Origin of the sequence: Streptomyces sp. NPDC005485, from assembly GCF_040606085.1 — a bacterium.
Classification (GTDB): Bacteria; Actinomycetota; Actinomycetes; order Streptomycetales; family Streptomycetaceae; genus Streptomyces.
The window spans coordinates 16,363-30,422 of sequence record NZ_JBEXDZ010000120.1 but is presented as its reverse complement, the minus strand read 5'-3'; the positions used below and the strand labels follow the sequence as shown (position 1 = coordinate 30,422).

The following is a 14,060-nucleotide window of genomic DNA, read 5'->3' as shown; positions in this document are numbered from 1 at the left end:
TCCACATGGTTGATGTCCATGTCCGCCAGCCGGGCCTTCGGATCCCAGCAGCCGCGCCGCATCTGCTCCCGCGTGATGCCGTCGAGCGTTCCGCGCCGCCAGGTACTCCTCGAACGTCCCCTTGCCCACGGCCCGCTCCGGCGCCAGATGGCCGCCGGCCCGGAAACCGCGAACGGCCTTGCCCGGCAAGGGGACGCTGACGATGGGCCGCCTGCGGCCGGTCGCGCGGAGGTAGGCGCGGGCCAGTTCCTGGAGCGTACGAACCTCAGGGCCGCCCATGTCCTCGACGCGACCCGCGGGTGCGCCGACGGCGAGTTCGGCCAGGCGGGCCGCGACCTCCGCGACCTCGATCGGCTGGTCACCGATCCCCGCCGGAAGCAGCATCACCGGCAGTTTCGCGAGCGAACGGAAGAGCATCACCGGGAGGTCGTGGAACTGCGTCGTGCGCAGGATCGTCCAGCCGAGCCCCGACTCCTGGACGAGCCGCTCGACCGCCAGCTTGGTCCTGTAGTAGCCGAGCGGCACCACGTCCACGCCGACGATCGAGATGTAGACCAGGTGGGAGACGCCTGCCGTGCGGGCGGCTTCGATCAGATGCGCGGCCGCCTGCTCGTCACCCCCGCGCTGCGTGGTGGCGCAGTGCACGACGGTGTCCACGCCCTCGACGGCGGCGTCCAGCGCGCCGCCGCCCTCGCGCAGATCCACGGCGTACGGCTGGGAGTGCCGGCTGAGCACCCGCACCTCGCGGCCGTCCGCGCGCAGCCGTTCGGCGACGAGCCGGCCGAGGGTTCCGGTGCCGCCGGTCACCAGGATCGTGGTCATGCTGTTCAGTCCTTTCCATGTCAGGCGCTCCCGTCCGAAGCACCCGCTGTCAATTGGGACCGCACAGCGCCCGCGGATGTGACACCCCCCTAGCCGAGCTGCCGCTCCACGAAGCCCAGCTTGTCGGGGTTGACCACTGCCCGCACCCGCACGATCAGCCCGGCGCGGACCTCGAACACCACCACCGCCATCAGCCGCTCGCCCGCCCATCCCAGCAGCGCCGGGCCGCCGTTGACCTCGGCCGTCGTGAAGTCCAGGCCCGCGGCGAGGCGCCCCGCGCCGCGCTCCAGGAACCGCAGGACCTTCTCGCGGCCCTCGATCGGCAGCCGTGCCGCGGTGACCTTGCCGCCGCCGTCGCTCCACCAGGTCACGTCGGCCGCGAGAAGCTTCTCCAGACCGGTCAGATCGCCTTCGCGGGCCGCGGTGACGAAGGACGCCACGAGCCCTTCCTGCTGCTCGGGCGAGGGCCGGAAACGAGTCTCGGGCGCGGTGATGCGCCGCACCGCCCGCCCGTAGACCTGGCGGCAGTTGGCCTCACTGAGGTCGAGTACCCCCGCGATCTCACGATGGCTGTACGCGAAGGCCTCCCGCAGCACGTACACCGCACGCTCGGTCGGTGTCAGCCGTTCGAGCAGGAGCAGCAGCGCCAGGGACACGGCGTCGCCTGCTCGGCCGACTCCAGGGGCCCGAGCGTGCCGTCCGAGGTGAGTACCGGTTCCGGCAGCCAGGGCCCGGCGTACTCCTCGCGCCGGGCGCGGGCCGAGGTGAGCCGGTTGAGGCAGAGGTTGGTGACCACCTTGGCCAGCCAGGCGCCGGGCTGCTCGATTCGCGCCGGGTCGGCCCCGCTGAAGCGCAGATACGCGTCCTGCACGGTGTCCTCGGCGTCCGCGGCCGAGCCCAGCATGCGGTACGCCAGCCCGAAGAGGCGCCCCCGATGGCTCTCGAACACGTCGGCCGGCTCCGTCGAAGTCACGTCTCCAGCCTGGCAGAAGCCGGGTGGAGGCCCGGCGGCGGGGCAAGGGCCTCCGTCACCGCCGCCGGACCGATCGTGGGGGTGGGCGCGACCACGTGATGATCGCCGACCCTAAGTGGACTAGACCAGCCCGTCAATAGGTATGGACCATTGTCAAGCAGTCGTGGTGGCGCGGTAATTGGCCGAAGTCCGACTGGCGCAGAAGTCCATCGACGGGTCCTGTGAGCCAGCCCACAGGCATGCGACTGTATGCAGCTCGATCAGCCGTGGCACACTGGCCCTGTACCAGAAGCAGCGCACTCCGGGGTCGGTGAAAGTCCGAACCGGCGGTTACAGTCCGCGACCCGGTCGCTTCCAGCGGCCGGTTGACCAGGTGAAATTCCTGGACCGACGGTTAAAGTCCGGATGGGAGGCAGTGCGCGGCGGGCGGGCATTCGTGCGCGCTGCCGTCTGTTTCGACCTGTCCTGCGGGACAGGTCCCATTCGGCATCGCCATCGGTGTGTCGTCCGTTCATTCTGTCGTCATCGACAGGCCCCGGAGTCCGTGCCCCATGAGGCAGGAGGACCCGGGAAGTGTTCACCGGAATCGTCGAAGAGCTGGGTGAGGTCACCGCCGTCGAGAATCTCGACGACGCCTCGCGTTTCCGTCTGCGTGGCCCCGTAGTCACGCAGGGCGCGCAGCACGGCGACTCCATCGCCGTGAACGGCGTCTGTCTCACGGTCGTGGAACACGAGGGCGACGAATTCACCGCCGACGTCATGGCGGAGACCCTCAACCGCTCCAGCCTCGGCGCCCTCGCCGTCGGCTCCCGCGTCAACCTGGAGCGCCCGATGGCCCTGGGTGCGCGCCTCGGCGGGCACATCGTGCAGGGGCACGTGGACGGCACGGGCACGGTGATCGAGCGCAAGCCGTCCGAGAACTGGGAGATCGTGAAGGTCTCCCTCCCCGCGGACCTCTCCCGCTACGTGGTCGAGAAGGGCTCCATCACCGTCGACGGCATCAGCCTCACCGTCGTCGACGCCGGCCCCGACTACTTCACCGTCAGCCTCATCCCGACGACCCTCGACCTGACCACGCTCGGCCTGAAGCAGCCCGGCGACCCGGTCAACCTGGAGGTCGACGTCGTGGCCAAGTACGTCGAGCGTCTCCTCGGCGACCGCGCCGTCCCCGTCGCAGCCGAGGAGGCCTCGAAGTGAACTGGCTCAACTCCGAGGCGTTCACCCTCTTCGGGCAGCACATCAAGTGGTCCGACATGATCGGCAACGTGATCGGTCTGATCGGTCTGGCCTTCGGCTGGCGGCGCTCCATATGGAGCTGGCCCGTCCAGTTCCTCTCCGGAGTCATCCTCTTCGCGGCCTTCGCCACCGCCCACCTCTCCGGCAGTGCCGGCAAGCAGGTCGTCGTCATGATCGTCGCCGTCTACGGCTGGTGGCAGTGGAACCGCGGCAAGGGGCAGGCGCAGGACGGCGGCATCGCCGTCCGGTTCGCCACCTGGCGCGAACGCGCCGTCATGGCCGGTGCCGCCGCCGTCGGCACCGTCGCGGTCGCCCTCCTGTTCAAGGCGTATCCGACGCTCTCCTGGGACCCGTGGCCGGACGCGTACATCTTCGTCGGCACGATCGTCGCCATGTACGCCCAGGCGCGCGGCATGGTCGAGTTCTGGTTCGCCTGGCTGCTGGTCGACCTCGTGGGCGTCCCGCTCAACTTCGCCAACGGCTTCGCCTTCTCCGGTTTCGTCTACGTCCTCTACGGCGCGCTCGTCCTGTGGGGCCTGCGCGACTGGTGGCAGCGCTCCCGCGAGGCCGGGCAGCCCGTCCTGGAAGGAGCCCCGGCATGACTACCGCGCCGGTTCTGTACAGCACAGACAACATCGAGGACTTCGCGCTCGACCCGGTCGAGCAGGCCATCGCCGACATCGCGGCCGGCCGCCCGGTCGTGGTCGTCGACGACGAGGACCGCGAGAACGAGGGCGACCTCGTCATCGCCGCCGAGAAGGCCACCCCCGAGATCGTCGCCTTCATGATGAGCGAGTGCCGCGGCCTGATCTGCGCGCCCATGGAGGGCGACGAACTGGACCGCCTCCGGCTCCCGCAGATGGTCGCCGACAACACCGAGTCGATGAAGACGGCGTTCACCGTGTCGGTGGACGCGTCCGCCGCGCACGGTGTGACCACCGGCATCTCGGCCTCCGACCGCGCCACCACGCTCCAGCTCCTCGCCGCCGGCGCGGCCCAGGCCGACGACTTCGTCCGCCCCGGCCACATCTTCCCGCTGCGCGCCAGGTCCGGCGGAGTGCTCGTGCGCAACGGCCACACCGAGGCCGCCGTGGACCTGGCCCGGCTCGCCGGACTGCGACCCGCGGGCGCGATCGTCGAGATCGCCGGCGAGGACGGCCGCATGCTGCGCCTGCCCGAGCTGATCCCGTTCGCCCGCAAGCACGGGCTGACGATCATCTCCATCGAGGACCTGATCGCCTACCGCCGCACCGCGGAGCCCACCGTCCGCCGCGAGGCCAAGACCCAACTGCCCACCGCCTTCGGCGAGTTCACGGCGTACGGCTACCGCTCCACCGTCGACGGCGTCGAGCACGTCGCCCTCGTCCACGGCGAGATCGGCGACGGCACGGACGTCCTGGTCCGGGTCCACTCCGAGTGCCTCACGGGCGACGTCTTCCACTCCCTGCGCTGCGACTGCGGCCCCCAGCTGGAAGCCTCCCTGGAACGCATCCAGGCCGAGGGCAGGGGAGTGGTGGTCTACCTGCGCGGCCACGAGGGGCGCGGCATCGGGCTGCTGTCCAAGCTGCGCGCGTACGAGCTCCAGGAGCGCGGCCGCGACACCCTCGACGCCAACCTGGAGCTGGGCCTGCCCGCCGACGCCCGCGACTACGCGGCCGGCGCGCAGATCCTGGAGGACCTGGGCGTGCGCAGCCTGCGTCTGATGACCAACAACCCCGAGAAGACCGACGCGCTCGTACGGCACGGACTCAAGGTCACCGACCGGGAGCCGATGCCCGTACAGGCGGGCGAGCACAACATCCACTACCTGCGCACCAAGCGGGACCGGATGGGGCACGACCTGCCCTGGCTGGACACGGCCCCCGTGTCCACCTGCGGCAACCAGTAACAGCACGAGCAGCACGAACAGTACGAAGAACACCGAGGAGAGACGTGAGCGGCAAGGGTGCACCCGAACTGTCCGTACGCAACTGCGGCGACCTGCGCGTCGCGGTGATCGCGGCACAGTGGCACGAAAAGGTGATGGACGGCCTCGTCGACGGCGCGCTGCGCGCCCTGCACGAGCTGGGGATCGACGAGCCGACCCTCCTCAGGGTCCCGGGCAGCTTCGAGCTCCCCGTCGTCGCCAAGGTCCTCGCGGGCCGCGGCTACGACGCGATCGTCGCGCTCGGCGTCGTCATCCGCGGCGGGACCCCGCACTTCGAGTACGTGTGCCAGGGCGTCACCCAGGGCCTCACCCAGGTATCCATCGACACCGGAGTGCCCATCGGCTTCGGTGTGCTGACCGTCGACACCGAGGAGCAGGCCCTCGACCGCGCGGGAATCGAGGGCTCGAACGAGGACAAGGGGCACGAGGCGGTGACGGCGGCGGTGGCGACGGCGGCCACCCTCCGCTCAGTATCTGAACCGTGGCGATAGGCCGGCCGGCACACGCGTAAAGTGAGCGCCACCATGTCCAATAAGACGTTCGAGGAGCTCTTCACCGAGCTCCAGCACAAGGCCGCCAACGGCGACCCCGCCACCTCCCGCACCGCAGAGCTGGTCGGCAAGGGGGTCCATGCCATCGGCAAGAAGGTCGTCGAAGAGGCCGCAGAGGTCTGGATGGCCGCCGAGTACGAAGGCAAGGAAGCAGCCGCCGAGGAGATCTCGCAGCTGCTCTACCACGTCCAGGTGATGATGGTCGCTCGCGGCATCTCGCTCGACGACGTGTACGCCCACCTCTGAGCCGTCACCGCAATTCCCGCACCGTACGCACGAACGAAGGAAGCCGACCTCATGCTGCGCATCGCCGTCCCCAACAAGGGTTCCCTGTCAGGCCCCGCGGGGGAGATGCTGCATGAGGCCGGCTACCAGCAGCGCCGCGAGTCCAAGGAACTGCGGATCGTCGACCCGGTCAACGACGTCGAGTTCTTCTACCTCCGCCCCCGCGACATCGCGATCTACGTCTCCTCCGGTCGCCTCGACATCGGCATCACCGGCCGCGACCTGCTCATCGACTCCGGAGCCAGCGCCGAGGAGATCCTCCCGCTCGGCTTCGCCCGCTCCACCTTCCGTTTCGCCTCCAAGCCCGGCACCGCCCAGGGCATCGAGGACCTCGGGGGCCTGACCGTCGCCACCTCCTACGAGGGAATCGTCGCCAAGCACCTCGCCGACCACGGCGTCGACGCCTCCGTCGTCCACCTGGACGGCGCCGTCGAGACCGCCATCGAGCTCGGCGTCGCCGAGGTCATCGCCGACGTGGTGGAGACCGGTACCTCACTGCGCAACGCGGGCCTGGAGGTCTTCGGCGAGCCGATCATGAAGTCCGAGGCCATCGTCATCCGCCGGGTCGGCGCGGAGGCGGAGGAGCCCAAGGTCCAGCAGTTCCTGCGCCGTCTGCAAGGCGTCCTGGTCGCCCGGACCTACGTGATGATGGACTACGACTGCCGCGCCGAGCACCTGGAGCGGGCCGTCGCGCTCACCCCGGGCCTGGAGTCGCCCACCATCTCGCCGCTGCACAACGAGGGCTGGGTCGCCGTCCGCGCCATGGTCCCCGCCAAGGAAGCCCAGCGGATCATGGACGACCTGTACGAGCTCGGCGCGCGGGCCATCCTGACCACGGCCATCCACGCCTGCCGGCTCTGAGGGAACCGCGTCCCATGTCCGATCTGCCCAGCCTCCCCGTCACCTTCCGGCCGGGGCGCACCCGCGCGGTCCTGCTCAGCGCGGGCGCGGCCATCTTCGTGGTCATCACCACAGTCGCCCTGCTGCTCGAAACCCTCGGCCCGGGGGAGCGCCTCAGCTTCGTCTTCACCGCGGCGCTGCTCCTCGGGGTGCTCGTCCTGCTCGCCCGGCCCAAGGTCGTCGCCGACGAGAACGGCGTCACCGTCGTCAACATCGCCGGCAGCCGGCACCTGGAGTGGGAGGAAATCCTCCAGGTCAACCTGCGCCCCGGCGACCCGTGGGTGTTCCTCGACCTCAGCGACGGCACCAGCCTGCCCGCGCTCGGCATCCAGCCCGGCATCGCCCGGCAGCGCGCCATCGAGGACGCCCGCGCCCTGCGCGCGCTCGCCGAGGCCCGCGCGATCGGAGACCCTGAGCAACATCAGGGTTAACTCTCAGCCCTCCGCCCTGACGTACAGGCCCATGTCTTGATTAATCTGGTGGCGGAGGCGTTTTCCACACGCCTCCGCCCTTGATGTCGCGACCCGTACGTCAAAGGCCCCCTGCTACCCGAGGAGTGACTCCCTCCAGCGATGGACGGATCGTCCTGTAGTACCTGCGCCGCCCCCTTCCGACATAGCGCGGCCCGCTTCAGCGGCCACGCGGAGGCGGCGGCATCATGACCATCCCCCTGCTGCTCCTCGGGGCGGCGTTCCTGCTGATCCTCGCCAACGGCTTCTTCGTGGCGGCCGAGTTCGGCCTCGTCACGGTGGAGCGGCCCGAGGCCGAGAAGGCCGCGGCCGAGGGCGACCGACGGGCCCTGACCGTCGTGAACTCGCTCAAGGAGCTGTCCTTCCAGCTCTCCGGCACCCAGCTCGGCATCACCATCACCTCACTCGTCGTCGGCATGCTCGCCGAACCGGCGCTCGCCGAACTCCTGCACGGCCCGTTCACCGCGATCGGCCTGCCCGAAGGCGCCGTGTCCGGGATCGCCGTGGTCGTCGGCATGCTGCTGGCCTCGGCCGTGCAGATGGTCGTCGGCGAACTCGTGCCCAAGAACTGGGCGGTCTCCAAGCCGCTCCAGGTCGCCCGCTTCGTCGCGGGCCCGCAGCACGTCTTCGCGCGCCTCTTCCGCCCCGTGATCGCCGCGCTCAACACGGTGGCCAACCGGCTCGTCCGCGCTCTCGGTGTCGAGCCCGCCGAGGAGCTGGCCTCCGCCCGCACCCCCGGCGAACTCGTCTCCCTGGCCCGGCACTCGGCGCGGGCCGGCGCGCTGGAACAGGACACGGCCGACCTCTTCGTACGGACGCTGTCGCTGGGCGAACTGACCGCCCAGCACGTCATGACCCCCCGGGTGAAGGTCAGCGCGCTCCAGTCGACGGCCACCGCCGAGGACGTCGTCAACCTCACCCGCGCCACCGGCCTCTCCCGCTTCCCCGTCTACCGGGAGCGGATCGACGAGGTCGTCGGCATGGTGCACCTCAAGGATGCCCTCGCCATCCCCTCGCACGACCGGCTGCGCACGCCCGTCGGCCGTATCGCGCAGGCTCCGCTGCTCGTTCCGGAGACGCTGCCGGTGCAGCCCCTCCTGGAGCGGCTGCGCAGCGAGCAGCCCATCGCCGTCGTCGTCGACGAGTACGGCGGCACGGCGGGCGTCGTCACCCTGGAGGACATCGTCGAGGAACTCGTCGGCGAGGTCCGCGACGAACACGATGGTCTCGACGTACCCGAACTCGCCGCCGCACCTCCCGAGGACGGCCGGCCCGCCTGGGAGGCCGACGGCAGCTGCCGCGTCGACATCCTCCAGCGCATAGGCCTCGATGTGCCCGAGGGCCCCTACGAAACCGTGGCCGGACTCGTCGCCGACCTGCTCGGCCGCATCCCCGCCCCCGGCGACAAGGCCGAACTGCCCGGCTGGCGGCTGTCCGTGCGCCAGGTCGGGCACTACCGCGCCGAACGCGTGCGCCTTGTGAAGACCGCGCCTGTCGTGGAGGCGGCCCGATGAGTCTGCTCCAACTCCTGTTCGCCGCCCTGCTCGTGCTCGCCAACGGCTTCTTCGTCGGCGCCGAGTTCGCGCTCGTCTCCGTGCGGCGCAGCCAGATCGAGCCGCTCGGCACCGCCCGGGCCCGGCAGGTGCTGTACGGCCTGGAGCGGCTGCCCCAGATGATGGCGGCGGCCCAGTTCGGCATCACCGTCTGCTCGCTGACGCTGGGCGCGGTCGCCGAGCCGACCGTGGCGAAGCTGCTTGAGCCCGTCTTCGAGGCGGTCCACCTCCCCGACAGCGTGATCCACCCCCTCGGGTACGTCATCGCGCTCGCCTTCGTGGTCTTCTTCCACCTGGTCATCGGCGAGATGGTCCCGAAGAACCTGGCGATGGCGGCGCCCGAGAAGACCGCGCTGTGGCTGAGCCCGGGGCTGGTTGCCTTCGCGCGCCTGTGCCGGCCGGTCACGGTGGGCCTCGGCGCGTGCGCACGGCTCATCCTGAAGATGTTCCGTGTCGAGCCCAAGGACGAGGTCGAGGCCGTCTTCACCAGCGAGCAGCTCAACCGCCTGGTGGAGGACTCCGGTCAGGCCGGGCTGCTCGACCCCGAGGAGCAGGAGCGCCTGGAGGACGCGCTGGAGCTCGGCTCCCGGCCGGTCACGGACGTTCTCCTGGACCGCGACTCCCTGGTCACGGTGGGCCCCTCGGTCACCCCGGGCCAAGTCGTCGCGCTCACCGCCCGCACCGGCTACTCGCGCTTCCCGGTGATCGCGGAGAACGGCGCCTTCATGGGCTACCTGCACGTGAAGGACGTACTGGACCTGGAAGAGTCCGAGCGGGCCGTGCCGCAGCAGATCTGGCGCCCGATGACGACCCTGCGGGCCGAACTCCCGCTGGACGACGCCCTGACCGTGATGCGCCGCGCCGCGACGCACCTCGCGCAGGTCGCCGACGCGGCGGGCAAGGTGCTGGGTCTCGTGGCACTGGAGGATGTACTGGAGCTGCTGGTGGGCGAGGTGAGGGACCCGGCGCACCGGGATGCCGCCGAGCCGCTGACACTCACCGAACCGCGCGCGAGCGCCGCCTCGGAGGAGGCGGCGGCGCTGGCGGGCTGAGGCCGGAGGAGGGTTTTCGCCGGACGGAGCTGGAGATCTTCAGCCCGTCCGGCGATTGAGGACGAGCGCGACAGCGCGATGGCAGGGGAGATCGGCGGTCACATCGCCGACGGATCCTGCGGCCCCCGCCCCGAAAGCACCTCGCCGTACGCCTGCATGAGATCCGGCAGTCGAAGTGTCGACAAGTCGTCCCGCGACGGGATGCCCGGGTACCCCGACAGTCGCAGATCGCGGTAAGCGCAGCTCTTCTCGTACAGCGTGCGCAGGAAGCGGCCGTTGCCCAGCTCGTCGATCCAGCCCTGGTCGACGACGTGTCCGCTGATGGAGCGCAGCTCGTCGAGGGCCTCCTCGTCCCAGATGTCGCCGTTCTCGGCGGCCAGCACCTCGCCGATGGAGGTGAGTTCGAGGGGGCGGTAGGAGGGGAAGTCGACGCGGGTGGTGAAGCGGGAGGAGAGGCCGGGGTTGGCGGCCAGCAGGCGGTCCATGCCCTCCGGGTAGCCCGCGAGGATGACGACCAGGTGGTCGCGGTTGTCCTCGGCCCGCTTCAGCAGCACCTGCAGGGCCTCGTCGCCGTACGCGTCGCCCTTGCCGTAGCCGGAGTTGGAGAGGGAGTAGGCCTCGTCCACGAAGAGGACCCCGCCGATCGCGGAGTCGATCAACTCGTTGGCCTTGACCGCCGTCTGGCCGAGGTATTCGCCCACCAGGTCGGCCCGTTGGGCCTCCACCAGGTGGTCGCCGCCCAGCAGTCCGAGGGCGTAGAAGACCCGGCCGAGAATGCGGGCGACGGTGGTCTTGCCGGTGCCGGAGGGGCCGGAGAAGACGAAGTGGCGTTTGGGCGGCTGTACCGGCAGGCCCTGTCCGGCGCGCAGCCGTGCCATGTTCAACTGGGCGGACAGCGCCTTGACCTGGCGCTTCACGGGCTCCAGGCCCACCATGCGCTCCAGCTCGTTGAGCGCGTCCTCGAGTAATGCGGGGTCGGTCGGGCCTGTGGGCAGCGGCTGCACCGGCACCACGGCCTTCTCGCGGACCGCGTCGGTCCGTGGCGGCAGCGCGCCCGGGGGCAGCGGATCCGGCTCCGAGAGCTTCAGGCCCCGTTCCTCGGTGCCGAACAGCGGTTCCACCCCGTCCGGGCCCTCCATCAGGTCCGGTCCGATGCCGGCGAGGGTGATCGCCGCCAGGTCGGTGGCCTCGTCGTACCCGTCGCCCTCGGCGATCGCCGCGAGCCGGGCCGAGGTGTCCATGAAGGCGGGGTCGACGCGGTGCACGGCCCGGTACAGCGGCAGCGCCGCGGCGGAGCGGCCGGTGCCCTCGTGCGCCCGCGCCAGCCAGTACCGCAGCTCCTTGCGCTGCGGCTGCTCGCTTCGGCAGCGCATCAGTGCGGACGACAGGAGCGGCTCCGCCTGTCCGAACATCTCCAGCCGGACCCTGGCCATGCCGCCGAAGAGGCCGGCCTCTATGCCCAGCAGGGCGTCGTCGAGCAGCGGGTCCGTGTGCCGGACCAACTGGTCCCAGTCCTTGACGAGATAGGCGCGGCAGGCGTGCAGGAAGCGCACCTGCGGGTCGGTGTCCACCGGGGGTAGACCGGCCAACGCCCGGTCCAGTTCGGGGACATGGCGGCCGTCCAGCCAGTGCGAGGCGTGCGCGAGCAGCAGATCGCGCGGGCTCTCCATCACCGGTTGCACCCACCAGCCCAGCCAGTACCAGGAGTTGAGGGTGCGCCGGTGGCGGGTGCGCTGCTCCCCGAAGCGCTCCCGGTGCCGGAACATCCGCAAGAGCGCGGTCGTCGTGTCCACGCGCAGCGCGTGCAGGCCGAGCCAGCCGTCGGCCATGCCCGGGTCCATCCGGACCGCTGCGCGGAACTCCTCCTCCGCCTGCGGATAGGCGCCCATGGTGTAGGCATCCACACCTCGCAGCCAGGCGAGGTCGGCCGGGGCCTCGGGGCCCTGCGTGCCGAAGTCCATCACGTCCCCCACAAACCGTGCCCCCGTTGTTCTCCGCCGGGCCGGTGCCCGTCGGCAGCTTTGCTCAACCGCTGTGCCGCGGACGGGAGTTGCGTCGGTGCGCGAAGCAGCCGTCCGAAGGTCGCACCGAGAGGCATCGTACCTGCGAGGACGGTGCGGACCGTAGGGTGCCGCACGGCCCGTTCCGCGAGGTGGGAGCAGATGGGGCGCACTCGGCGCAGTCACCCAGGGTGAGCAAATCGCGGCGCGGAGCGTCCGGAAAAGGGGGTGAGGGCAGAACGAAGCCCCCGATCACGGGGGAACAACCGGGGGCTTCGCGTCTGAGGGCGGCTTCGAAAGGCCGCACATTGAGAACGTAAGTCCTGTACGGCCCCTCGGTCAAGCGGAGTTGGGGCACTGAGGCAACTTCTCGCGCAAGGGTCTTCACAAGTTCAGCACACTGCGGATGGTCCGTCACCGTGCGTGACGGAAGGGCGCATTCAGGGGGTCGCAACAGGCCCCGGCAGCACCTCGTGCCCCTCGGGACACTGGCGCACCAGATGGTCGGCGAACGGCCTTGAGGGATCCTCAAGGAAGTGCCGGCGCTCGGCGCGAACCCACCTGACCCAGAACTCGCTCTGCTCCTCACCGTCCCGCAGTCTCCCTCGCGCCCAGGCCTCCTCGCGCGGCAACTCCATCCACAGCAGACCCGCGAGAAACGGGCGTACCTCGCGGCGGCCCGCCCCTACCCCCTCCAGCAGGATCACGGGGGCGGGCGGCAGCTCGCGGACCGCCCCGAAGCGCCGGGTGTTCCAGTCGTACGGGGGATAGCGCGCCGGCTCGCCCTGCCGCAGCGGCTCGATCACCTGGGCGAGCAGCCGGCCGGTCCAGGCGAACAGTTCCTCGTGTGTCGCGATGTCGTCGAGGTGCAGCACGGGCGCACCGCCGAGCGCGGCGGCCAACTGCCGGGCGAAGGTGGACTTTCCGGAGCCCGCGTGTCCGTCGACGCCGATCAGGCGGGTGGGGCCGCAGGAGGGCGGCAGGCGTCGCAGGTGGGCGGCGAGGTCGTGAATCGTGGTTCCCGGGGAGCGGTGGTCGGTTCGCATATTCCAACAGCACATTCTATCGCGGTCGATACCGGACGAATTCAGGGGGAAGCGGGATCGTATGAAATTGAACAGTTTTCGAGTCGTCGCCGGCCGTCGCTTTCCGGCCGCCGCCGCGGATGAATGGCATCGATCCAGGTATTTCGGAACCCAGGTTCCGGTTCTGCTTGATGCTGAGTAGTGTTCGGGTTGCTGTCCGCGCGGGCGAGGAAAGTCCTGACCGAAATTCAAACCCGGGCGGCATATGCGCACTGCGAGGCGTCGTACGGGGATGGACAGGGGAAGATGGCCGCGGGGTTATTCGAAGGGCAGTATGTCTGGCATCCGGCGGCCGACGACCGCAGACTCGCGAGCGTATGCGTGGATGTGCGGGCCGGCCGCTATCTGAGCGCGCAGGAAGCCCTGGCCGAGGCACGCGACGACTACGGACTGCGCGCTCACCGCTCGCTGGTCCTTGCCTCCGAGGCCGCCGACTCCGACCTGGCCGAGCAGTGGCTCGCCGAGGAGCCGACCCCCGAGGCCGGGCTGATGTGGGCCCGGGTGGCCGTGCAGCGGGCGCTGCGGGCGGCCGACGCGCGGGACGACCGCGCCGAGGCGCTGGAACGGATAGCGCTGGCCGCCTGTGAGCGGGCCTCCCAGATGACCCCCGCCGACCCGACGCCCTGGGTCGCCAAGCTCTCCATGGCCCGGCTGCACGACCTCCGCGATCCCGCCCCGCACGGTCTGCTCACCGCGCCGCCCGGCCCCTGGCAGCTCTTCTCGCACGTGCTGCGGCTCGACCCCTGGAACCGTGAGGGCCACCACCGTTTCCTGGCCTTCTTCTTCACCCGGCACGGCGGTTCGGTGAACGCGGCCTGGGACGTGGCCGCCTTCCTCAGTCAGCGCGCGCCCGTCTCCTCGCCGCTGCGGCTGCTCCCGCTGGTGTCCCTGGTCGAGAGCTACAACCCCTCGCAGCTGCTCGCCGACCGCGTCTGGGAGCAGCCTCAGTGGCGCTCCACAGCGCTGGCCATTTATCAGAACTGGCTTCCCCAGGTGTCGGGCTACCGGTTCACACCGGTGCTCGACCTGGCGTATCTCGCGCACGCGCTGTTCATGGCGCAGCGCGAGTTCGAGGCGCGGGCGGTCTTCATGGCGATGGGCCCCTACGCCTCCCGTATGCCGTGGAGCGCGTTCGGCGAGCCCGCGGAGCAGCTGTCCCGCGCCCGCCGCTCCTGCGGCCTGCCGGTGCCGGGCGCCGGCTGATCC

14 protein-coding genes, 1 pseudogene and 1 riboswitch are annotated in these 14,060 nt (G+C 70.5%); of the genes and pseudogenes, 10 read left to right on the top strand and 5 right to left on the bottom strand.

Annotated elements, in window-relative coordinates:
* Positions 1-90: 90 nt before the first annotated feature.
* The 3 genes and pseudogenes from ABZS97_RS31765 to ABZS97_RS31755 form a co-directional block, all read right to left on the bottom strand.
* Positions 91-822: pseudogene (locus ABZS97_RS31765) on the bottom strand (NAD(P)H-binding protein); the annotation flags it as partial.
* Between the two features lie 89 nt (positions 823-911).
* Complete coding sequence (locus ABZS97_RS31760) at positions 912-1,478, bottom strand: sigma factor-like helix-turn-helix DNA-binding protein (protein WP_356143265.1); 567 nt, start codon at positions 1,476-1,478, stop codon at positions 912-914.
* Positions 1,442-1,795, bottom strand: coding sequence for a sigma factor (locus ABZS97_RS31755; protein ID WP_356143263.1), 354 nt, complete (start codon positions 1,793-1,795; stop codon positions 1,442-1,444). Before ABZS97_RS31755 ends, ABZS97_RS31760 begins: the two co-directional genes overlap by 37 nt.
* A 292-nt stretch (positions 1,796-2,087) precedes the next feature.
* Positions 2,088-2,218, top strand: a riboswitch (FMN riboswitch).
* 150 nt (positions 2,219-2,368) lie between these two features.
* Here ABZS97_RS31755 and ABZS97_RS31750 point away from each other — a divergent pair.
* The 9 genes from ABZS97_RS31750 to ABZS97_RS31710 all read left to right on the top strand — a co-directional run bounded on the left by ABZS97_RS31750 (position 2,369) and on the right by ABZS97_RS31710 (position 9,769).
* Positions 2,369-2,992 (top strand): riboflavin synthase, encoded by a 624-nt coding sequence (locus ABZS97_RS31750; RefSeq protein WP_356143261.1) that lies wholly within the window; start codon positions 2,369-2,371, stop codon positions 2,990-2,992.
* Positions 2,989-3,633 carry a nicotinamide riboside transporter PnuC gene (pnuC, locus tag ABZS97_RS31745; protein WP_356143259.1) on the top strand — a complete coding sequence of 215 codons (645 nt, stop codon included), beginning with the start codon at positions 2,989-2,991 and terminating at the stop codon, positions 3,631-3,633. Before ABZS97_RS31750 ends, pnuC begins: the two co-directional genes overlap by 4 nt.
* Complete coding sequence (locus ABZS97_RS31740) at positions 3,630-4,919, top strand: bifunctional 3,4-dihydroxy-2-butanone-4-phosphate synthase/GTP cyclohydrolase II (RefSeq protein WP_356143257.1); 1,290 nt, start codon at positions 3,630-3,632, stop codon at positions 4,917-4,919. The genes pnuC and ABZS97_RS31740 overlap by 4 nt, the downstream gene beginning before the upstream one ends.
* A gap of 44 nt (positions 4,920-4,963) precedes the next feature.
* Positions 4,964-5,449: a 6,7-dimethyl-8-ribityllumazine synthase gene (gene ribH / locus ABZS97_RS31735; protein WP_356143255.1), complete on the top strand. Its 486-nt coding sequence runs from the start codon at positions 4,964-4,966 to the stop codon at positions 5,447-5,449.
* Between the two features lie 33 nt (positions 5,450-5,482).
* Positions 5,483-5,755 (top strand): phosphoribosyl-ATP diphosphatase, encoded by a 273-nt coding sequence (locus tag ABZS97_RS31730; RefSeq protein WP_020117406.1) that lies wholly within the window; start codon positions 5,483-5,485, stop codon positions 5,753-5,755.
* Between the two features lie 51 nt (positions 5,756-5,806).
* Entirely contained in the window at positions 5,807-6,655 is an 849-nt protein-coding gene (hisG, locus tag ABZS97_RS31725; protein WP_356143253.1) for an ATP phosphoribosyltransferase, read from the top strand.
* Between the two features lie 14 nt (positions 6,656-6,669).
* Entirely contained in the window at positions 6,670-7,125 is a 456-nt protein-coding gene (locus tag ABZS97_RS31720; protein ID WP_356143250.1) for a PH domain-containing protein, read from the top strand.
* 227 nt (positions 7,126-7,352) lie between these two features.
* Positions 7,353-8,678 carry a hemolysin family protein gene (locus ABZS97_RS31715; RefSeq protein ID WP_356143248.1) on the top strand — a complete coding sequence of 442 codons (1,326 nt, stop codon included), beginning with the start codon at positions 7,353-7,355 and terminating at the stop codon, positions 8,676-8,678.
* Positions 8,675-9,769 carry a hemolysin family protein gene (locus ABZS97_RS31710; RefSeq protein ID WP_356143246.1) on the top strand — a complete coding sequence of 365 codons (1,095 nt, stop codon included), beginning with the start codon at positions 8,675-8,677 and terminating at the stop codon, positions 9,767-9,769. The genes ABZS97_RS31715 and ABZS97_RS31710 overlap by 4 nt, the downstream gene beginning before the upstream one ends.
* 98 nt (positions 9,770-9,867) lie before the next feature.
* Here the strand turns inward: ABZS97_RS31710 and ABZS97_RS31705 are convergent, their stop codons facing one another.
* The gene (locus ABZS97_RS31705) at positions 9,868-11,730 is read right to left on the bottom strand and encodes an AAA family ATPase (RefSeq protein ID WP_356143244.1); all 1,863 of its coding nucleotides are present in this window, start codon (positions 11,728-11,730) and stop codon (positions 9,868-9,870) included.
* 479 nt (positions 11,731-12,209) lie between these two features.
* A complete protein-coding gene (locus ABZS97_RS31700; protein ID WP_356143241.1) occupies positions 12,210-12,815 on the bottom strand; it encodes a hypothetical protein in 606 nt (201 codons plus the stop codon).
* Positions 12,816-13,100: 285 nt separating this feature from the next.
* Here ABZS97_RS31700 and ABZS97_RS31695 point away from each other — a divergent pair, with 285 nt between their 5' ends.
* Positions 13,101-14,057 (top strand): hypothetical protein, encoded by a 957-nt coding sequence (locus tag ABZS97_RS31695; protein WP_356143239.1) that lies wholly within the window; start codon positions 13,101-13,103, stop codon positions 14,055-14,057.
* Positions 14,058-14,060: the final 3 nt, after the last annotated feature.

Bases quoted from the DNA above. Each gene is read 5' to 3' on its own strand.
- ABZS97_RS31740 (WP_356143257.1), top strand. From the start codon at position 3,630: ATGACTACCGCGCCGGTTCTGTACAGCACAGACAACATCGAGGACTTC.
- ABZS97_RS31730 (WP_020117406.1), top strand. From the start codon at position 5,483: ATGTCCAATAAGACGTTCGAGGAGCTCTTCACCGAGCTCCAGCACAAG.
- hisG (WP_356143253.1), top strand. From the start codon at position 5,807: ATGCTGCGCATCGCCGTCCCCAACAAGGGTTCCCTGTCAGGCCCCGCG.
- ABZS97_RS31720 (WP_356143250.1), top strand. From the start codon at position 6,670: ATGTCCGATCTGCCCAGCCTCCCCGTCACCTTCCGGCCGGGGCGCACC.
- ABZS97_RS31715 (WP_356143248.1), top strand. From the start codon at position 7,353: ATGACCATCCCCCTGCTGCTCCTCGGGGCGGCGTTCCTGCTGATCCTC.
- ABZS97_RS31710 (WP_356143246.1), top strand. From the start codon at position 8,675: ATGAGTCTGCTCCAACTCCTGTTCGCCGCCCTGCTCGTGCTCGCCAAC.
- ABZS97_RS31705 (WP_356143244.1), bottom strand. From the start codon at position 11,730: ATGGACTTCGGCACGCAGGGCCCCGAGGCCCCGGCCGACCTCGCCTGG.
- ABZS97_RS31700 (WP_356143241.1), bottom strand. From the start codon at position 12,815: ATGCGAACCGACCACCGCTCCCCGGGAACCACGATTCACGACCTCGCC.
- ABZS97_RS31695 (WP_356143239.1), top strand. From the start codon at position 13,101: ATGGCCGCGGGGTTATTCGAAGGGCAGTATGTCTGGCATCCGGCGGCC.